Genomic DNA, 18686 nt, shown 5'->3' with positions numbered 1-18686 from the left:
GCCGTGCGCGTGCGGGTCCCGGCGACCAGCGCCAACCTCGGCCCCGCGTTCGACTGCGCGGGCCTCGCGCTGGGCCGGTACGACGTCCTGGACTTCTCCGTCCTGCCCGCGGGGCTCGAGGTCGAGGTCTCCGGGGTGGGCGCCGGCGAGCTGCCCACCGACGAATCGCACCTGGTCGTGCGGGCCTTCCGGGCGGCGTGCGCCGAACTCGGCTGGACGCCGCCCGGGCTGCGGCTGGTGACGGAGAACGGGATCCCGCAGGGGCGGGGGATGGGCAGCTCGGCCGCGGCCGTCGTCGCCGGAGTCGTCGGGGCGTGGGCCCTGTGTCCCGACGTCGAGATCCGCGACGACGCCGCCGTGCTCCGGCTGGCCAGCGAGCTCGAGGGCCACCCCGACAACGTCGCCGCCTGCCTGCTCGGCGGCGCCACCCTGTCGTGGACGGAGGCGACCGGCGCGCGGGCCGTCCGGCTCGAGGTCGACCCCGACGTCCGGCCCGTGGTCCTGGTGCCCGAGGCCACCCTCGCGACCCACGTCGCCCGCGGACTCCTGCCCGACGTCGTGCCGCACGCCGACGCCGCGCACAACGCCGCCCGCACCGGCCTGCTCGTGCACGCGCTCACCACCGAGCCGCGGATGCTCCTCGAGGCCACCGACGACCGGCTGCACCAGCGGCAGCGCGCGTCGGCCATGCCGGCGTCCCTCGCGCTGATGGACCGGCTGCGCGACGCCGGGTTCGCGGCCGTCGTGTCCGGCGCGGGGCCGAGCCTGCTGGTGCTCGCGACCCGATCCGACGACGCCGCGGCGGTGAGCGAGCTCACCCCGGAGGGGTGGTCGGTGCTGCCGCTGGAGGTCGATTCCTCCGGGGCGCGAGTGCTGCACGGGACGGTTCAGGTATCGTCTTCGTAACGAGGAACACACCGGTACCAACCGGTGTTGTCCAGTCCGTGAGCTGCGTCTAGGCTCACGGCGTAGCCGCCCACGAGGGCGAGCCTCGCGCGGGGCCGAAGCAGACGATCTCTCTTCGCCGCTGATCCGCCTCGCATCTTTTCCACCTGATCCTTGTGCGTTCCCGCCCCCGGCCGGACCGACAGGGACCGGGGACCCCCTGCGCTGGAACGCGCAGGTCACAGCAGGGAAGGACCTGTACGTGAGCGAAACCACCGACCTCGTCGCGACCGGCGCGCAGGATGCCGCCGGTTCGACCGAGGCGCCTGCCGCTTCTGGGACGACGGGCAGCCCCCGCCGCCGCGGCAACGGCCTGTCCGGGATGCTGCTGCCCGAGCTGCAGCGTCTCGCGGCCGAACTGGGCATCTCCGGCACCGGCCGGATGCGCAAGGGCGACCTCGTCGCCGCCATCTCCGCGCGCCAGGTGGGCGGCGCCGAGAGCGCTGCCCCCGCGACCGCGGCGCCCCTCGAGGCGCCGATCACCGGCGGCGCCAACAGCGGGCCGCTGAACGGTGCGGTCGAGGGCCCTGTCGGGGGCTCCGCCGTCACCGAGCCCTCCGCCGTCACCGGGCCCCCCGTCGTCACCGAGGCCCCGGTCGTCACCGAGGGCCGTCCGGTCCGCACCCGCCGTGGCGCGAGCCGTCCGGCCGGCGCCCCGGTCGTCGACGCCGAGACCCCCTCGACGGGTGCCTCGACCGAGACCCGCCCCGAGATCTCGACCTCGGCTCCCGCCGAGACCTCCGCTCCCGCCGAGGACGACCAGCGCACCGACGGTGACCAGCGCACCGACGGCGACCGGGGGCAGCGCAACCGCGACCGCGGCGGCCGCAACCGTGGCGACCGCGACGACAACCGTGGCGGCAGCAACCGTGACGGTGCCGGCAACCGCGACGGCGGCAGCGGCCGCGACGGCGGCGGCCGCAGCGACAACCGGGCCGACGGCGGCAACCGCGGTCCGGACCGCACCGAGCGTGGCGGCAGCAACCGCGACGGCGGTGGCCGCAACGACAACCGGGCTGACGGCGGTGGCCGGGGCCCGAACCCCAACGACGAGGACGACGACGACTTCGAGGGCGGCCGCGGCCGTCGGGGGCGGCGCTACCGCGACCGCAACCGTCGTGGCGGCAACGCCGGCGGTGGCCGCGAGCGCTTCGACCAGGGCGAGCCGACCGTCAGCGAGGACGACGTCCTGCTGCCCGTCGCCGGCATCCTCGACGTGCTCGAGAACTACGCGTTCGTCCGCACGTCGGGCTACCTCACCGGGCCGAACGACGTCTACGTGTCGCTGTCGCAGGTGCGCCGCTACGGCCTGCGCCGCGGTGACGCCATCACCGGCGCCGTCCGCCAGCCCCGCGAGGGCGAGCGCAAGGACAAGTACAACGCGCTGGTCCGGCTGGACACGGTCAACGGGCTCGACCCCGAGCAGGCCAAGCACCGGCCCGACTTCACCAAGCTGACCCCGCTCTACCCGCAGGAGCGGCTGCGGCTGGAGACCGAGCCGCACCTGCTGACCACCCGTGTCATGGACCTGGTCATGCCGATCGGCAAGGGGCAGCGCGCCCTGATCGTCAGCCCGCCGAAGGCCGGCAAGACGATGGTGCTGCAGTCGATCGCGAACGCGATCACGACGAACAACCCCGAGTGCCACCTGATGGTCGTGCTCGTCGACGAGCGGCCCGAAGAGGTCACCGACATGCAGCGCTCGGTGAAGGGCGAGGTCATCGCCTCCACCTTCGACCGGCCGCCGTCGGACCACACCACGGTCGCGGAGCTGTCGATCGAGCGGGCCAAGCGCCTGGTCGAGATGGGCCACGACGTCGTCGTCCTGCTGGACTCGATCACCCGGCTGGGCCGTGCCTACAACCTGGCGGCCCCCGCCAGCGGGCGCATCCTCTCCGGTGGTGTCGACTCCACGGCGCTCTACCCGCCCAAGCGCTTCCTCGGCGCGGCCCGCAACATCGAGAACGGCGGCTCGCTGACGATCATCGCCTCGGCGCTGGTCGAGACCGGCTCCACGATGGACACGGTCATCTTCGAGGAGTTCAAGGGCACCGGTAACGCCGAGATCAAGCTGGACCGCCGGCTGGCGGACAAGCGGGTCTTCCCGGCGGTCGACGTCAACGCGTCGGGCACGCGCAAGGAGGAGATCCTCATGTCGCCCGACGAGCTGGCCATCGTGATCAAGCTCCGCCGGGTGCTGGCGGCCCTCGAGCCGCAGCAGGCCCTCGAGCTGCTGCTGGACAAGCTGAAGAAGACTCGCAACAACATCGAGTTCCTGATGCAGATCCAGAAGACGACTCTGGGCCCCGGCCAGGAGTAGGAACCCGGTGGAGTCGGCCGGTCTCCCCGTCTGGGAGACTGGTCGACCGAGCCCCGCTGTGCGGCCGGAATCATCGGCCGGCCGCCGGCGTTCGACGACGTGAACCACAGAGACTTCCGCAGAAGAGGCGATATGAAGCCCGACATCCACCCGGCCTACAACGTCACCACCGTGACCTGTGGCTGCGGCAACACCTTCACCACCCGCAGCACGTCCACGACCGGTCAGCTGACCGTCGAGGTCTGCTCGGCCTGCCACCCCTTCTACACGGGCAAGCAGAAGATCCTGGACACCGGTGGCCGCGTCGCCCGCTTCGAGAAGCGGTTCGGCAAGCGGACCGCCGGTACCGCAGCCGACAAGTAGCACGGCCGACGGCGCCCGCTCCCACCTCGCGGTGGGGCGGGCGCCGTTCGCATGTCCGCCCGCATCCGTGAGAGGTGTCCTCCGATGAGCAGCCCCGACCGGCTGTCCGGCCTGCTCGCCGAGCACGCCTCGCTCGAGCAGGAGCTGGCCGACCCGGCCGTGCACGCCGACCAGTCGCGCGCGCGGCGGCTCGGCCGCCGGTACGCGCAGCTCGCCCCGCTGGTCGAGACCGCCCGGGCCCTCGACGAGGCGCGCGGGAACCTCGCCGCCGCCCGGGAGCTGGCCGAGGAGGACGCCTCCTTCGGCGCCGAGGCGACCGCCCTCGAGCGGCGCATCGAGGAGCTGACCGATCGCCTGCGCGAGCAGCTGCTGCCCAAGGACCCCGACGACGACAAGGACGTCATCCTCGAGATCAAGGCGGGGGAGGGCGGCGCGGAGTCCGCGCTGTTCGCCGGCGACCTCCTGCGCATGTACCTGCGGTACGCCGAACGTCGTGGGTGGTCCACCGAGGTGCTCGACGCCGTGGACGCCGAGCTCGGCGGGTACAAGGACGTCGCCGTGGCGATCAAGTCGCGCACGGACGAGGGCATCTGGTCCCGGCTGAAGTTCGAGGGCGGCGTGCACCGCGTGCAGCGGGTGCCGGCCACCGAGAGCCAGGGGCGGATCCACACCTCGGCGGCCGGTGTGCTGGTACTGCCCGAGGCCGAGGAGGTCGACGTCACGGTCGACCCGAACGACCTGCGCATCGACGTCTTCCGGTCCTCGGGCCCGGGCGGGCAGAGCGTGAACACCACCGACTCCGCCGTCCGCATCACCCACCTGCCCTCCGGCATCGTGGTCAGCTCGCAGAACGAGAAGAGCCAGCTGCAGAACCGTGAGTCCGCCCTGCGGGTGCTGCGGTCGCGGCTGCTGGCCGCCGCCCGCGAGGAGGCCGCGGCGACCGCGAGCGACCAGCGGCGCAGTCAGGTGCGCACGGTCGACCGCAGCGAGCGGGTGCGCACCTACAACTTCCCGGAGAACCGGATCTCCGACCACCGGGTCGGCTACAAGGCCTACAACCTCGACCAGGTCGTCGACGGCGACCTCGACGCGGTGATCGACGCGCTCAGCGCGGCGCACACCGCCGAGCTGCTGGCGGCCGGCTCCTGAACGTCCGGACGCTGCTGGGCGAGGCCGCTCGTCGTCTCGCCGACGCCGGCGTCGAGTCGCCCCGCGTGGACGCCGAACTGCTGCTCGGTCACGTCCTCGGCCTCTCGCGCGCCGGCCTGATCACCGCCGACGACGTCGACGACGGGGCCGCCCGCCGCTTCACCGCCCTGGTCGACCAGCGCGCCGACCGGGTGCCGCTCCAGCACCTCACCGGCCGCGCGCCGTTCCGCCAGCTCGAGCTGGCCGTCGGCCCCGGCGTGTTCGTGCCGCGGCCGGAGACCGAGCTGCTCGCCGGGTGGGTCCTCGAGCGGCTGTCGGGCCTGGAGGGCCCGGTCGTGGTCGACCTCGGTGCCGGCTCCGGCGCGCTGGCCCTGTCCATCGCGCACGAGCACCCGGGCGCGCGCGTCACCGCCGTCGAGCGGGACCCCGGCGCGATCGAGTGGACCCGGCACAACGCGGGGCTGCGCGCGGCGGCGGGGGACACCCCGCTCGAGGTGGTCTCCGGGGACATGACCGACCCGGGTCTGCTGCGCGACCTCGACGGCATCGTCGACGTCGTCGTCTCCAATCCGCCGTACGTGCCCGACGACGCCCGGGTGCCGCAGGAGGTCGCCGACCACGACCCGCCGCTGGCGCTGTGGGGCGGGCCGGACGGCCTCGACGTCGTGCGCGGTCTGCTCGTGACCGCCGCCCGGCTGCTCGTGCCCGGGGGCTGGCTCGGCATCGAGCACGCCGACCAGCAGGGCGAGTCCCTGCCCGCGCTGGTCCGCGCCCACGGCGGCTTCACCGACGTCGCCGACCACCGCGATCTCGCCGGCCGCCCCCGGTTCACCACCGCCCGCCGGGCGTCCTAGAGACTTCTCTGTCGTGGCCGACCTCTACGACTGCTCCGACCCCGACGCCCGCACCGCAGGCCTGGAGGCCGCCGCGGCGGCGATCGGGCGCGGCGAGCTGGTGCTGCTGCCCACCGACACGGTGTACGGGGTGGCCGCCGACGCCTTCACCCCCGCGGCCGTCACCGGCCTGCTCGCGGCCAAGAACCGGGGGCGCGCGATGCCGGTGCCGGTGTTGATCGGGGAGGCGTCGACGCTGGCCGGGCTGGTGGTGAACCTGCCCTCGGTCGCCAACCGGCTGGCCCAGGAGTTCTGGCCGGGTGGGCTGACCCTCGTCCTCGAGCACGCGCCGTCCCTGGCCTGGGACCTCGGCGACGCCGAGGGCACCGTCGCCGTCCGGCTGCCCGACGACGACCTCGCCCGCGACCTGCTGCGACGCACCGGCCCGCTGGCGGTCTCCAGCGCCAACCGGTCCGGTCGCCCCGCCGCGACCACGGCCCAGCAGGCGATGGAGCAGCTCGGCGCCCATGCCGCGGTCGTCCTGGACGGGGGCGCCCGCGACGGCTCGGCGGCCAGCACCATCGTCGACTGCACCGCCCCTACGCCCCGCGTCCTCCGCGTCGGAGCGATCGGCGTCGACGAGCTGAGGAAGGTCGTGCCGGAGCTCACGGACTGACGAAGGACCCCGTCCTCCCCACCCTTCGCAAGCTCAGGGCGGTGCCCGAGACGGGGCCGGAAAAGCGATGTGGTCCGGAGGACCGCGGGGTCATAGAGATACCGTGGTGTGACCGCCGCGTCGCCCGAGCCCGGGCCCTGCGGGCGCCCGTACCGACTCATCAGGAGTGCGCCTGAGATGAGCACCCCCTACTGGGGCCCGGACTTCGACGCCCTGGCCGCCTTCGATCCCGACATCGCCGACGTCGTCCTCGACGAGCTGGCCCGGCTGCGCAGCGGCCTCCAGCTGATCGCCAGCGAGAACTTCACCAGCCCCGCCGTGCTCGCCGCCCTGGGCAGCACGCTGTCGAACAAGTACGCCGAGGGGTATCCCGGCCGGCGGTACTACGGCGGGTGCGAGGTCGTCGACCGCGCCGAGTCGATCGGCATCGAGCGGGCCAAGGAGCTGTTCGGCGCCGACCACGCCAACCTCCAGCCGCACTCGGGCGCCAGCGCGAACCTGGCCGCCTACGGCGCCTTCCTCAAGCCGGGCGACACGCTGCTGGGCATGGCGCTGCCGCACGGCGGCCACCTGACCCATGGCACGAAGGTGTCCTTCTCGGGCAAGTGGTTCGACGCCGTGCAGTACGGCGTCGACGAGAAGACCGAGCACATCGACTACGACCAGGTCCGCGACCTCGCCCGTCAGCACCGGCCCAAGCTGATCGTCTGCGGCGGCTCGGCCATCCCGCGGCTGATCGACTTCGCGGCGTTCCGGGAGATCGCCGACGAGGTCGGCGCGATCCTCATGGTCGACGCGGCGCACTTCATCGGCCTGGTGGCCGGCAAGGCGATCCCGAGCCCGGTGCCCTACGCCGACGTGGTGACCTTCACCACCCACAAGGTGCTGCGGGGCCCGCGCGGCGGCGCGATCGTCTGCAAGGAGGAGCACGCCAAGGCCATCGACAAGGCGGCGTTCCCGATGATGCAGGGCGGCCCGCTCATGCACGCGGTCGCGGCCAAGGCGGTCAACCTCAAGGAGTGCCTGCAGCCGGAGTACCAGACCTACGCCCGCCAGGTCATCACCAACGCCCAGGCGCTCACCGAGGGCCTGGCCGCCGAGGGCCTGCGCCCGGTGGCCGGGGGCACCGACACCCACCTCGCGCTGCTGGACCTCCGTGAGGTCCGCGACGACACCGGCGAGGTCGTCACGGGCACGGTCGCCGAGGCCCGCTGCGACGCCGCCGGCATCGTGCTGAACAAGAACGCGATCCCCTTCGACCCCCAGCCGGCGTCCATCGCGTCCGGTATCCGGGTCGGCAGCCCCGCCGTCACCACCCAGGGCATGACCGAGTCGGACATGAAGGAGATCGCCTCGCTGATCGGCACCGCGATCCGCGACTCCTCGGGCAGCCGGACGGCGGAGGTCGCCGCGGGTGTCCGCGACCTGGTCGGCGCGCACCCCGCGTACCCCGAGCCGCACCACGCCGGCTGATCGCCGAGCCCCCGTGCGCGAGTACGCCGTCGTCCTCCTCACCGCCGCGCTGGTCACCTTCCTGACCACGCCGGTGGTGCGGATGGTCGCCACCAGGCTGCGGATGATGGCGGCGCCCCGGGAGCGGGACGTGCACGTGATCCCGACCCCGCGGGGCGGCGGCGTGGCCATGTACCTCGGCGTCGCCGCGGCGGTGCTGGTGGCCTCCCGGCTGCCGGCCCTGCAGCGCACGTTCGACGACTCGCAGACCTACGCCGTCCTGGTCGCCGGCGGGCTGATCTGCCTGCTCGGCGTCCTGGACGACAAGTGGGGCCTCGATGCCCTGACCAAGCTGACCGGGCAGATCGCGGCCGCCGGCGTCATGGTGCTGCTCGGCGTCCAGTTGGCCTTCCTGTTCCTGCCGGTGGCCGACATCGGGACCATCTCCCTCGGCCCCCAGCTCGGGGTCCCGATGACGATCCTGCTGACCGTCCTGACGGTCAACGCGCTGAACTTCATCGACGGGCTCGACGGGTTGGCTGCCGGCGTCTCGGCGATCGCCGCGCTGGCCTTCTTCGCCTACAGCTACAACCTCGGCCTGGTCGGCTACGACCAGGTCGCCAGCGCACCCGCGCTGATCACCGCGGTGCTGGCCGGTGCCTGTCTGGGCTTCCTGCCGCACAACTTCAGCCCGGCGCGGATCTTCATGGGCGACTCCGGGTCGATGCTGGTCGGGCTCATGCTCTCCGCGGCGGCGGTCACGGCGACCGGAGGCGTCGACCCGCAGACGTTCGACTCCGCGGCCAGCCTGCTGCCGCTCACCCTGCCTCTCCTGGTGCCGATCGCGATCCTGTTCATCCCGTTCGTCGACCTGGTCATGGCGGTGATCCGGCGCAGCCTGCGCGGCCAGTCGCCGTTCTCGCCGGACAAGATGCACCTGCACCACCGGCTGCTGTCCATCGGTCACTCGCACCGCCGGGCGGTGCTGGTCATGTACTTCTGGGCGGCGCTGCTCTCGTTCGGCGCGGTCGCGCTGTCGATCAGCGGAGGGACGGCGGAGCTCCTGGTCGCCATCGCGGTGCTGCTCGTCGTCGGGATCGTCGTCGTCCTCGGCCCGCGTGCCCGTCGCGCCGCCCGCGAGGCCCGGGCCGCCGAACTCGTCGCGCAGCGCGAGAAGAGCCGGGCCGACCATCCGACAGCCCGGGCCGTGCGGTCGGACTCCGCCGTCCCCCAGCCGGGTCGGGCCGGCGACCAGGTGCCGTCGCCTCCCGCCCCTGGCGCCAAGGAGCCCGTCCGATGACCGCGCAGAGCAGCCACTCGACCGATCCCGGCTGGGATCTTTCGTTCTTGTGGGTGGGGGCGGCCGTCACCGCCGTGGCCGCGGGCGTGGGAGCCGGCGTGACCGGCGTGATCGGTGGCTGGTCGGACGCGGTGGGCGTCCTGGTGGGAGCCGCCCTGGTGACGGCGTTCTTCGTCGTCTCGGGTGTGGTCGTGGCCTGGGCGGGCCGGATCAACGACGCCTTCACGCTGCCGGCGGCCCTCGGCGCGTTCTTCGTCAAGGCGCTGGTGCTGTTCGCGATCCTGGACGCGCTGCCCGAGGAGGGCTGGCTCGACCGACTGACGCTGGCGTGGGCGGTGATCGGCGGGGCTCTGCTCTGGAGCGGCATCCAGCTGCGTTGGGTGTGGACCCGGCAGCTCTACTACGTGCAGCCCCCGGCGCCTCCACGTGCCGACGTCGGGGCGGCTCGTCCGGACCCGGAAAAGCCCGGACCGCGCGGCTGAGATAGTGTCCGGGCCGATGGCCGAGGACAGCCCTGCTCGCGGGGACGCTCGACCTCGACCCGCACGTCCGGCCCGGCAGGGCAGCGGTGCCGAGACCGGTTACGCGGTCATCGGCACCCTGATCTCCGGGATGGCCGTGTGGGGCGGGGCCGGATGGCTGCTCGACCAGTGGTGGGACACGCGGGTGTTCTTCCCGGTCGGCATCATCCTCGGCATGGGGGTGGCCATCTACCTGGTGGTCGCCCGGTACGGAGCCGCGGCCCCGGTGCCGGGTCGGCGGCCCACAGGCACGACCCCGGGCGGACGACGGAGCCGGCCACGGGGAGCAGGGCAGACGCAGAAGGGACAACGGTGACCTCCAGCGCCCACGGGCTCGGCAGCGTGCTCGCTGTCGATGGATCCGGCGACGGCTTCCAGGCCCCCGGTCTCGGCGAGTTCTACCCCGAGGTGATCGCGAGCTTCTCTCTGCTCGGCATCGACTTCGAGATCACCCGGATCACGCTGATCCTCTGGGTGGCCACCCTGGCGGTGGTCGCCTTCCTGATCGCCACCGTGCGCAACCCGCAGATCGTGCCCGGCAAGCTGCAGTTCGTCGGGGAATCGGGCTACTCGCTGGTCCGCGACGGCATCGCGCGGGACGTCGTCGGCCCCAGGGGGTTGCCGTTCGCGCCCTTCCTGGCCTCGCTCTTCTTCTTCATCCTCGCGAACAACCTGATGGCGATCGTGCCGTTCGCCCAGATCTCGCCGATGTCGAAGTTCGCGTTCCCGCTGGTCCTCGCCGCGATCTGCTGGGTGCTCTACATCTACATCGGGATCCGCGAGCAGGGGGCCGGGAAGTACTTCAAGGACATCCTCTTCCTGCCCGGCGTCCCCAAGCCCATGTACATCCTGGTGACGCCGATCGAGATCCTGCAGAACTTCGTCGTGCGGCCGTTCACCCTCGCCGTCCGACTCTTCGCGAACATGTTCGCCGGCCACATGCTGCTGGTCGTGTTCGCCCTGGGCGCGGTCTACCTGTTCCAGGTCGGCAACTTCTCGATGGTCTTCGGGCCCATCTCGGCGCTGATGGCCATCGTCATGACCTTCTTCGAACTGTTGGTCATCTTCCTGCAGGCCTACGTCTTCACCGTCCTGATGGGGACCTACCTCAACGGGTCGATCGAGGCCGAGCACTGACGCCGACCACCCCCTGAACTGCACCACCCCGCACCACCCCGCCAGCCGCCCGGCACCCGCCGGGCGACGACAGAGGAGGAACACCCCGCAATGGACGTTCTGGCAGAACTGACCGGCAGCATCGGCTCGGTCGGCTACGGCCTCGCCGCGATCGGCCCCGGCATCGGTGTCGGCATCGTCTGGGCGGCCTACATCCAGGCCACCGCCCGGCAGCCCGAGTCCGCCGGTCTCACCCGTACCTACGCGTTCCTCGGCTTCGCGCTCTCCGAAGCGCTGGCCCTGATCGGCTTCGTCGTCCCCTTCGTCTTCGGCACCTGACCCGTACCTCCTCCTGAGTACGGTCACCGACTCCAGACAGGGACACTGAGAGCATGAGCATTCTCGCTGCGGAGAGCGCTAACCCGCTCCTTCCGCCCGTGGGCGAGATCATCATCGGGTTGATCGCCTTCGCGATCGTCCTGTTCGTGATGTTCAAGTTCGTCGCCCCGCGCTTCGAGCAGGTCTTCCAGGCCCGCCGCCAAGCGATCGAGGGCGGCATCGAGCGGGCCGAGGCGATGCAGGCCGAGGCCAAGGCTGCGCTGGAGCAGTACAAGGCACAGCTGGCCGAGGCACGGAACGAGGCGGCGCAGATCCGCGACCAGGCCCGGGCCGAGGGGCAGCAGATCCTCGAGGAGCTGCGCACCCAGGCCCAGGAGGAGTCGGCTCGGATCGTCGCGCGCGGTGAGGAGCAGCTGACCACCGCGCGCCAGCAGGTGGTCAACGAGCTGCGGGGTCAGATCGGCACGCTGGCCGTCGACCTCGCCGGTCGCGTGGTCGGGGAGTCCCTGGCCGACGACGCCCGGCGCAGCGGCACCGTCGACCGCTTCCTCGCCCAGCTCGACGGCATGGCTGCCGGCAGCCCCGACGGGCGGAGCAGCCGCTGATGGAGGCATCCAGCCGGGAGTCGCTGGTCCGGGTGCGCGAGCGCCTGGCCGAGCTCACCCGTGGTCCCTCCGGCCTGCTCGAGCGGACGAAGGACCGGCTCACGGGCCAGCCCCGGGCGACCACGCCCGACGAGCTGGCCGCCGTCGCCGACGAGCTGTTCGCCGTCGCGCGGCTGCTCGACGGGCAGATCTCGCTGCGCCGGTCCCTGTCGGACCCGGCCGGGAAGCCCGACGAGCGCGCCGGGCTGGCGAACCGGCTCTTCGCCTCGCGCTTGTCGCCGGCCGCGCTCGACCTCGTCGAGACGGTGACGCGGCAGCGGTGGTCGAGGCCCCCGGACCTCGTCGAGGCGTTCATGGCGCTGGGCATCGAGGCGGCGCTGGACGCCGCGGACGCCCGTGGCGAGCTCGAGAGCGTCGAGGACGAGCTCTTCCGGTTCGGCCGCATCGTCGGCGGGGACCGGGCGCTGGCCCGCATCCTCAGCGACCGTTCGGCCTCGGCCGAGGGGAAGTCGGCCCTGCTGGACAGCCTGCTGTCCCGCAAGGTCAGTCCCGTCACCGCGCAGCTGGTCCGCAACGTGCTGACCGGCCCGCACGCCGGCCACGCCGAGAACGCGATCGAGCGGCTGTCCGAGGTGGCCAGCCGCCGCCGCGGTCAGTCGGTGGCGCGTGTCACGACCGCCGTGCCCCTCACCGCCGCGCAGGAACAGCGGCTGACCGAGGTGCTCGGCCGGATCTACGGCCGGACCATCGGCCTGCAGGTGACCGTCGACCCGGGCGTGCTCGGTGGACTGGTCGTCCAGGTGGGCGACGAGGTCATCGACGGCAGCATCGCCCACCGGCTGGAAGCCGCCGGCCGACGTCTCGTCGGCTGACACGTCGGCTGACCAGCCCGAGCCCCCAGACCCCACAAGCCCCGCAGGGAAGAGGACACACCCCATGGCCGAGCTGACGATCTCAGCGGACGAGATCCGCAGTGCCATCCAGAGCTACGTCACCGAGTACAGCCCCGACGTCACCCGCGAGGAGGTCGGCACGGTCACCGAGTGCGGTGACGGCATCGCCCGGGTCGAGGGCCTGCCCTCGGTCATGACCAACGAGCTGCTCGAGTTCGAGAGCGGCGTCCGCGGCCTGGCCCTGAACCTCGACGTGCGCGAGGTCGGTGTCGTCATCCTGGGTGACTTCTCGGGCATCGAGGAGGGCCAGCAGGTCCGCCGCACCGGCGAGGTGCTCTCGGTACCGGTCGGCGACGGCTACCTCGGCCGCGTCGTCGATCCGCTGGGCAACCCGATCGACGGCCAGGGCGAGATCACGACCACCGGTCGCCGCGCCCTGGAGCTGCAGGCGCCCACCGTCGTCCAGCGGCAGTCGGTCAAGGAGCCGCTGCAGACCGGTATCAAGGCCATCGACGCCATGACGCCGATCGGCCGCGGCCAGCGCCAGCTGGTCATCGGCGACCGCCAGACCGGCAAGACGGCGATCGTCACCGACACGATCATCAACCAGAAGGAAGCCTGGGCGACCGGCGACCCGAAGCAGCAGGTGCGCTGCATCTACGTCGCCGTCGGCCAGAAGGGCTCGACGATCGCGGCCATCCGCGCCTCCCTCGAGGAGGCCGGCGCGATGGAGTACACGACCATCGTCGCCGCCCCCGCGTCGGAGTCGGCCGGCTTCAAGTACATCGCCCCCTACACCGGCTCGGCCATCGGCCAGCACTGGATGTACGAGGGCAAGCACGTCCTCATCGTCTTCGACGACCTGTCCAAGCAGGCCGAGGCCTACCGCGCCGTCTCGCTGCTGCTGCGCCGCCCGCCGGGCCGCGAGGCCTACCCGGGCGACGTCTTCTACCTCCACTCCCGGCTCCTGGAGCGCTGCGCGAAGCTCTCCGACGACCTGGGCGCGGGTTCGATGACCGGCCTGCCGCTGATCGAGACCAAGGGCAACGACGTGTCGGCCTACATCCCGACCAACGTCATCTCGATCACCGACGGCCAGATCTTCCTCGAGACCGGTCTGTTCAACTCCGGGGTCCGCCCGGCCATCAACGTCGGCGTCTCGGTGTCGCGCGTCGGTGGGTCGGCGCAGATCAAGGCCATGCGGTCGGTCGCCGGCCGTCTCCGCCTGGACCTCGCCCAGTACCGCGAGCTCGAGGCCTTCGCCTCGTTCTCGTCGGACCTGGACGCCTCCAGCCGCGCGACCCTCGACCGCGGCCAGCGCCTCGTCGAGCTGCTCAAGCAGGGGCAGTACTCGCCGTTCCCGGTCGAGCGCGAGGTCGTCAGCCTGTGGCTGGGCACGACCGGCAAGCTCGACAAGGTGCCGGTGCAGGACGTGCGGCGCTTCGAGGCCGAGTTCCTCGACCACATCGCGCGCAACCACGAGGGCGTCTACGACGAGATCCGCACCTCCAAGGCCCTGGGCGACGACGCCGTGCAGAGCCTGGAGAAGGCCGTCGAGGACTTCTATGGACAGTTCACGACCCACGAGGGCGAGTCGCTCCAGCTGCACGAGCCCGAGGCCGAGGCCATGGACGCCTCGGAGCGCGGGCAGGAGCGCGTCCAGGTCAAGAAGAAGGCCTGACCCGTGGCAGCCTCGCTCCGCGCGCTGCGGCGCCGCATCCGTTCCACGCAGTCGACGAAGAAGATCTTCTCGGCGCAGGAGCTGATCGCCGGTGCTCGCATCGTCAAGGCCCAGGCCCGGGTGGAGGCGTCCAAGCCCTACGCCCGGGAGATCACCCGTGTGCTGTCGGCGCTGGCGTCGTCGGCGTCGCTGGACCACCCGCTGCTCACCGAGCGGCAGAACCCGCAGCGGGCCGCCGTCCTGGTGATCACGTCCGACCGCGGGTTCGCCGGCTCGTACAACGTGAACGTGCTCCGGCGCACCGAGGAGCTGCTCTCCCTGCTGCGCAAGGAGGGCAAGGAGCCGCTGCTCTACGTCGTCGGCCGGAAGGGCGAGACCTACTACTCCTTCCGGCACCGCGACATGGTCGACACCTTCACCGGGTTCTCGGAGCAGCCGACCTACCCCGACGCCCAGCGCGTGGGGGAGGAGCTCATCGCCGCCTTCACCGCCGGTGAGGACGACGACGAGGGCGGCGGCGCGGGTGCCGATGGCATTCTCGGCGTCGACGAGCTGCATATCGTCTACACCGAGTTCCGGTCGCTGCTCTCGCAGGTCCCGGTCGCCAAGCGGATGGCTCCGCTGGAGGTCGAGGAGGTCGAGGAGTTCGACTACGAGCGCGAGGACCGGGAGTCCGGCCAGACCGGCGACAGCGGAGTCCCGACGTCGTACGAGTTCGAGCCGTCGGCCGAGGGCCTGCTCGACGCGCTGCTGCCGAAGTACATCACCACGCGGATCTACGCGGCGATGCTCGAGGCCGCGGCCTCGGAGTCGGCGTCGCGGCGGCGCGCGATGAAGTCGGCCTCAGACAACGCCGAGGAGCTGGCGAAGAACCTGTCGCGGCAGGCCAACCAGGCCCGCCAGGCCGAGATCACCCAGGAGATCAGCGAGATCGTCGGCGGCGCCGACGCGCTGGTCTCCGCCGGTGCCGGCGACTGATCCCGACATGCACCACCTGACTGCGCGAGACGTACCCCACAGAGCACACAGCCCGAGGGCAGGAGAGCACTACAGATGACCGTCACCGAGGACCGTCCGACCAGCTCGCAGACCACGGCCGCCGGCCGCGTCGTGCGGGTCACCGGCCCGGTCGTGGACGTCGAGTTCCCGCGCGACGCGATGCCCGACCTGTTCAACGCTTTGAAGGTCGACGTCGAGCTGGCCGACCTGAGCAAGACCCTGACCCTCGAGGTCGCCCAGCACCTGGGCGAGAACGTCGTGCGCACCATCTCCATGGCGCCCACCGACGGCCTCGTCCGCGGTGCGGAGGTGACCGACACCGGCAGCGCGATCAGCGTGCCGGTCGGCGACGTCACCAAGGGTCACGTCTGGAACGCGCTCGGCGAATGCCTCGACGAGCCCGGCTACGGCGCCGACGCGAAGCGCTGGACGATCCACCGGCACGCGCCGCGCTTCGACCAGCTCGAGGGCCGCACCGAGATGCTCGAGACCGGCATCAAGGTCATCGACCTGCTCACGCCGTACGTGGCCGGCGGGAAGATCGGCCTGTTCGGCGGTGCCGGTGTCGGCAAGACCGTCCTGATCCAGGAGATGATCCGCCGGGTCGCCCAGGAGTTCGGTGGCGTGTCGGTGTTCGCCGGCGTCGGCGAGCGCACGCGTGAGGGCAACGACCTCATCACGGAGATGACCGAGTCCGGGGTCATCGAGGCGACCGCGCTGGTGTTCGGCCAGATGGACGAGCCGCCGGGCACCCGCCTCCGCGTGGCGCTGTCCGCGCTCACCATGGCCGAGTACTTCCGTGACGAGCAGAACCAGGACGTGCTGCTCTTCATCGACAACATCTTCCGGTTCACCCAGGCCGGGTCCGAGGTGTCGACCCTGCTCGGCCGCATGCCGTCGGCCGTGGGCTACCAGCCCACGCTGGCCGACGAGATGGGCGAGCTGCAGGAGCGGATCACCTCGACGCGGGGCCGGTCGATCACCTCGCTGCAGGCGATCTACGTGCCCGCCGACGACATCACCGACCCGGCGCCGCACACCACCTTCGCCCACCTCGACGCGACGACCGTGCTCTCGCGGCCGATCTCGGAGAAGGGCATCTACCCGGCCGTGGACCCGCTGGACTCGACCAGCCGGATCCTCGACCCGCAGTACGTCGGCAACGAGCACTACGACGTCGCGCAGACGGTGAAGCGGGTCCTGCAGCGCTACCAGGAGCTGCAGGACATCATCGCGATCCTCGGCATCGACGAGCTCGGTGAGGAGGACAAGGTCACCGTCCAGCGGGCCCGGCGCGTCGAGCGCTTCCTCTCGCAGAACATGTTCGTGGCCGAGGCCTTCACCGGTCAGCCGGGGTCGTTCGTGCCGCTGGCCGAGACCCTGCAGGCGTTCAAGGCGATCACCGACGGCGAGTATGACGCCGTTCCCGAGCAGGCGTTCTTCATGTGCGGTGGTCTCGAGGACCTCGAGAAGAACGCGGACAAGCTCAAGAAGGCCTGATCGCAGGTCTTCCAGCACGGCCCGGACGGCCGGACTCCCCTGGGGGAGCCCGGCCGTTCGGCCTTTTCTCACCCGTCCGGTGCGGGACGAGGACGGGCGGGTCACCTGTTCGGGTGGTTCGCGACTATCGTGCTGCGGGTCGGTGCTCCTGGTGCCGACCATCCAGGAGATGCGCCCAGCCGTCGGGCGCCGTGACGAGGAACGACGTGGAACCGACCGCCGCCACACCGACCAGCGCCGAGCCCGCCTGCGCCGGCGATGGGACCGGGGACCGGACAGCCGACTGGTCGTGGCCGCCCTACGCCCCGCTCGAGCCGGCGGAGGTGCCCCGGTTCTGCATCGAGGAGTGGGCTCCGGCCTCGACGGTCCGCCGTCCGTGGGTCCGGGTCGGCCGCTGGACCCTCCTCTACCGCCGGGCCGCCTAACCCCCTCCGCGCACCGGCTTCCACGCACCCCCGGCGAGGCGCCTGCGACACGCCGCTAGAGTGGGGGTTCCGTTCCGTGGATCCCGAGGAGTGTCGTGGCGACCCTGCAGGTCGAGCTGGTGGCCGTCGAGCGGAAGATCTGGTCCGGCGAGGCGACGATGGTCATCGCCCGCACGACCGAGGGTGAGCTGGGCGTGCTGCCCGGGCACGCACCGCTGCTGGGCGAGCTGGCCCCGGGCGGCGTGGTGACCATCCGCACCGAGTCGGGCGACGACCTGGTCGTGGCCGCCCACGGCGGCTTCCTGTCCGTCACCGAGGGCGGCGTCTCGATCCTCGCCGAGACCGCCGAGATCTCCACCGAGATCGACGTCGAGCGCGCCCGCGAGGCGCTGCGCCGAGCCGAGGACGAGGGGGACGACCCCGAGGCCCTCGCCGCGGCGCGCCGCGCCCAGTCGCGGCTGCGGGCGGCCGGCGAGAGCGCCTGACCTCCCGACCGCCGAACCCCCGGGTCCCCGCGCCATGACCACGCTGCTGCTGGTCGTCCTGGTCGCCCTCGTGGTGCTCGTCGCGGTGGTCTTCCTGCTGCGCCGCCGGTTCCTGCTCACCGGCCTGGGTGCGGTCACCATGTGGCTGCGGCCGGTGGGCTCGCCCCGCTGGTCGGTCGGCGTCGCCTGGTACGGGGGCGACGTGCTGCTCTGGTACCGCGGCCTGTCGCTGTCGGTCCGTCCGCAGGAGCGGCTGTGCCGCGCCGAGCTGGTGGTGGGGTCCCGCCGGGCCCCGGGCCGCGACGACCTGGCCCTGCCCTCGGACGTGGTGGTCCTGGAGTGCACGACCAGCGAGGGCCCGCGCGAACTGGCGATGGACCGCTCGACCGTGACCGGCTTCCTCTCCTGGGTGGAATCGGCCCCGCCGGTGCGGTGAGCCGGCTCAGCCGGCCGGCTTCTCCCCACCACCGGGCTGCCACAGCACGTCGCCGCCGGGGTTGGCCACGCGGGCCAGGATGAACAGCAGGTCCGAGAGCCGGTTGAGGTAGCGGGCGGTCTCGGGGTTGGTCCGCTCCACATCGACCGTCAGCAGCGCCCAGACGCTGCGCTCCGCCCGGCGGACGACGGCCCGCGCCTGGTGCAGCAGAGCCGCCGCGGCCGTGCCGCCGGGCAGGATGAAGCTGGTCAGGTTGGGCAGCGCCTCGTTGTGGGCGTCGCAGGCCGCCTCCAGCCGCTCGGTGTAGGCCGGGGTGATGCGCAGCGGCGGGAACTCCGGGTCGGGCGTGATCGGCGTGCAGAGGTCGGCGCCGACGTCGAACAGGTCGTTCTGGATGCTCCGGACGAGGTCCGCGACGTCGTCGGGCAGACCGCCGAGCGCCACCGCGACGCCGAGGACCGTGTTGGACTCGTCCACGTCGGCGTAGGCGACCAGACGCGGGTCGGTCTTCGCGACCCGGCTCATGTCGCCGAGGTGCGTCTGGCCGGCGTCGCCGGTCTTCGTGTAGATGCGGGTGAGCCGGACCATGCGCCGAGCCTAGGCGGACGAGTCGCACGCGGTTCGTTGGTCCCTGGCCGGCGGTGACGA

The 18686-nt window shown here is 72.1% G+C and carries 21 protein-coding genes; 20 read left to right on the top strand and 1 reads right to left on the bottom strand.

Features of this window, described 5'->3' with window-relative positions:
• Positions 1–3: 3 nt before the first annotated feature.
• The 20 genes from thrB (at position 4) to ABD644_RS15895 (ending at position 18038) form a co-directional block, all read left to right on the top strand.
• A complete protein-coding gene (gene thrB / locus ABD644_RS15990; protein WP_344689949.1) occupies positions 4–906 on the top strand; it encodes a homoserine kinase in 903 nt (300 codons plus the stop codon).
• Positions 907–1147: 241 nt separating this feature from the next.
• Positions 1148–3265, top strand: coding sequence for a transcription termination factor Rho (gene rho, locus ABD644_RS15985; protein ID WP_425547449.1), 2118 nt, complete (start codon positions 1148–1150; stop codon positions 3263–3265).
• 132 nt (positions 3266–3397) lie between these two features.
• Complete coding sequence (rpmE, locus tag ABD644_RS15980) at positions 3398–3628, top strand: 50S ribosomal protein L31 (protein WP_344689948.1); 231 nt, start codon at positions 3398–3400, stop codon at positions 3626–3628.
• Positions 3629–3712: 84 nt separating this feature from the next.
• On the top strand, positions 3713–4777 hold the full coding sequence (prfA, locus tag ABD644_RS15975; RefSeq protein ID WP_344689947.1) for a peptide chain release factor 1: 1065 nt from the start codon (positions 3713–3715) through the stop codon (positions 4775–4777).
• Positions 4774–5631 (top strand): peptide chain release factor N(5)-glutamine methyltransferase, encoded by an 858-nt coding sequence (gene prmC / locus ABD644_RS15970; protein ID WP_344690010.1) that lies wholly within the window; start codon positions 4774–4776, stop codon positions 5629–5631. Before prfA ends, prmC begins: the two co-directional genes overlap by 4 nt.
• A gap of 13 nt (positions 5632–5644) precedes the next feature.
• Complete coding sequence (locus tag ABD644_RS15965; RefSeq protein WP_344689946.1) at positions 5645–6286, top strand: L-threonylcarbamoyladenylate synthase; 642 nt, start codon at positions 5645–5647, stop codon at positions 6284–6286.
• Positions 6287–6463: 177 nt separating this feature from the next.
• On the top strand, positions 6464–7759 hold the full coding sequence (locus ABD644_RS15960) for a serine hydroxymethyltransferase (protein ID WP_344689945.1): 1296 nt from the start codon (positions 6464–6466) through the stop codon (positions 7757–7759).
• Between the two features lie 13 nt (positions 7760–7772).
• Complete coding sequence (locus tag ABD644_RS15955; RefSeq protein WP_344689944.1) at positions 7773–9038, top strand: glycosyltransferase family 4 protein; 1266 nt, start codon at positions 7773–7775, stop codon at positions 9036–9038.
• Complete coding sequence (locus tag ABD644_RS15950; RefSeq protein ID WP_344689943.1) at positions 9035–9520, top strand: Cg1360 family ATP-synthase-associated protein; 486 nt, start codon at positions 9035–9037, stop codon at positions 9518–9520. The genes ABD644_RS15955 and ABD644_RS15950 overlap by 4 nt, the downstream gene beginning before the upstream one ends.
• Before the next feature lie 16 nt (positions 9521–9536).
• Positions 9537–9875, top strand: a complete 339-nt coding sequence (locus ABD644_RS15945) for an AtpZ/AtpI family protein (protein WP_344689941.1) — start codon at positions 9537–9539, stop codon at positions 9873–9875.
• Positions 9872–10696 carry a F0F1 ATP synthase subunit A gene (gene atpB, locus ABD644_RS15940; RefSeq protein WP_344689938.1) on the top strand — a complete coding sequence of 275 codons (825 nt, stop codon included), beginning with the start codon at positions 9872–9874 and terminating at the stop codon, positions 10694–10696. The genes ABD644_RS15945 and atpB overlap by 4 nt, the downstream gene beginning before the upstream one ends.
• 90 nt (positions 10697–10786) lie before the next feature.
• A complete protein-coding gene (gene atpE / locus ABD644_RS15935; protein WP_014742489.1) occupies positions 10787–11014 on the top strand; it encodes an ATP synthase F0 subunit C in 228 nt (75 codons plus the stop codon).
• Between the two features lie 53 nt (positions 11015–11067).
• Complete coding sequence (locus ABD644_RS15930; RefSeq protein WP_344689937.1) at positions 11068–11619, top strand: F0F1 ATP synthase subunit B; 552 nt, start codon at positions 11068–11070, stop codon at positions 11617–11619.
• A complete protein-coding gene (locus ABD644_RS15925) occupies positions 11619–12491 on the top strand; it encodes a F0F1 ATP synthase subunit delta (protein WP_344689936.1) in 873 nt (290 codons plus the stop codon). Before ABD644_RS15930 ends, ABD644_RS15925 begins: the two co-directional genes overlap by 1 nt.
• Before the next feature lie 64 nt (positions 12492–12555).
• Entirely contained in the window at positions 12556–14193 is a 1638-nt protein-coding gene (atpA, locus tag ABD644_RS15920; RefSeq protein WP_344689935.1) for a F0F1 ATP synthase subunit alpha, read from the top strand.
• Between the two features lie 3 nt (positions 14194–14196).
• A complete protein-coding gene (locus ABD644_RS15915) occupies positions 14197–15171 on the top strand; it encodes a F0F1 ATP synthase subunit gamma (protein ID WP_344689934.1) in 975 nt (324 codons plus the stop codon).
• Between the two features lie 75 nt (positions 15172–15246).
• On the top strand, positions 15247–16692 hold the full coding sequence (gene atpD / locus ABD644_RS15910) for a F0F1 ATP synthase subunit beta (RefSeq protein WP_344689933.1): 1446 nt from the start codon (positions 15247–15249) through the stop codon (positions 16690–16692).
• A 206-nt stretch (positions 16693–16898) separates the two neighbouring features.
• On the top strand, positions 16899–17117 hold the full coding sequence (locus ABD644_RS15905) for a hypothetical protein (RefSeq protein WP_344689932.1): 219 nt from the start codon (positions 16899–16901) through the stop codon (positions 17115–17117).
• A 95-nt stretch (positions 17118–17212) separates the two neighbouring features.
• A complete protein-coding gene (locus tag ABD644_RS15900) occupies positions 17213–17602 on the top strand; it encodes a F0F1 ATP synthase subunit epsilon (RefSeq protein ID WP_344689931.1) in 390 nt (129 codons plus the stop codon).
• Between the two features lie 34 nt (positions 17603–17636).
• Positions 17637–18038, top strand: a complete 402-nt coding sequence (locus ABD644_RS15895; RefSeq protein WP_344689930.1) for a DUF2550 domain-containing protein — start codon at positions 17637–17639, stop codon at positions 18036–18038.
• 6 nt (positions 18039–18044) lie between these two features.
• On the opposite strand, the gene ABD644_RS15890 is transcribed toward ABD644_RS15895, so the two are convergent.
• On the bottom strand, positions 18045–18626 hold the full coding sequence (locus tag ABD644_RS15890) for a cob(I)yrinic acid a,c-diamide adenosyltransferase (protein WP_344689929.1): 582 nt from the start codon (positions 18624–18626) through the stop codon (positions 18045–18047).
• Positions 18627–18686: the final 60 nt, after the last annotated feature.

Source organism: Blastococcus jejuensis (genome assembly GCF_039534705.1).
Taxonomy (GTDB): Bacteria; Actinomycetota; Actinomycetes; order Mycobacteriales; family Geodermatophilaceae; genus Blastococcus_B; species Blastococcus_B jejuensis.
This window is presented reverse-complemented; position numbering and strand designations above follow the sequence as displayed.

Bases quoted from the DNA above. Each gene is read 5' to 3' on its own strand.
- rpmE (WP_344689948.1), top strand. From the start codon at position 3,398: ATGAAGCCCGACATCCACCCGGCCTACAACGTCACCACCGTGACCTGT.
- prfA (WP_344689947.1), top strand. From the start codon at position 3,713: ATGAGCAGCCCCGACCGGCTGTCCGGCCTGCTCGCCGAGCACGCCTCG.
- ABD644_RS15960 (WP_344689945.1), top strand. From the start codon at position 6,464: ATGAGCACCCCCTACTGGGGCCCGGACTTCGACGCCCTGGCCGCCTTC.
- ABD644_RS15950 (WP_344689943.1), top strand. From the start codon at position 9,035: ATGACCGCGCAGAGCAGCCACTCGACCGATCCCGGCTGGGATCTTTCG.
- ABD644_RS15945 (WP_344689941.1), top strand. From the start codon at position 9,537: ATGGCCGAGGACAGCCCTGCTCGCGGGGACGCTCGACCTCGACCCGCA.
- atpE (WP_014742489.1), top strand. From the start codon at position 10,787: ATGGACGTTCTGGCAGAACTGACCGGCAGCATCGGCTCGGTCGGCTAC.
- ABD644_RS15930 (WP_344689937.1), top strand. From the start codon at position 11,068: ATGAGCATTCTCGCTGCGGAGAGCGCTAACCCGCTCCTTCCGCCCGTG.
- ABD644_RS15925 (WP_344689936.1), top strand. From the start codon at position 11,619: ATGGAGGCATCCAGCCGGGAGTCGCTGGTCCGGGTGCGCGAGCGCCTG.
- atpA (WP_344689935.1), top strand. From the start codon at position 12,556: ATGGCCGAGCTGACGATCTCAGCGGACGAGATCCGCAGTGCCATCCAG.
- atpD (WP_344689933.1), top strand. From the start codon at position 15,247: ATGACCGTCACCGAGGACCGTCCGACCAGCTCGCAGACCACGGCCGCC.
- ABD644_RS15895 (WP_344689930.1), top strand. From the start codon at position 17,637: ATGACCACGCTGCTGCTGGTCGTCCTGGTCGCCCTCGTGGTGCTCGTC.
- ABD644_RS15890 (WP_344689929.1), bottom strand. From the start codon at position 18,626: ATGGTCCGGCTCACCCGCATCTACACGAAGACCGGCGACGCCGGCCAG.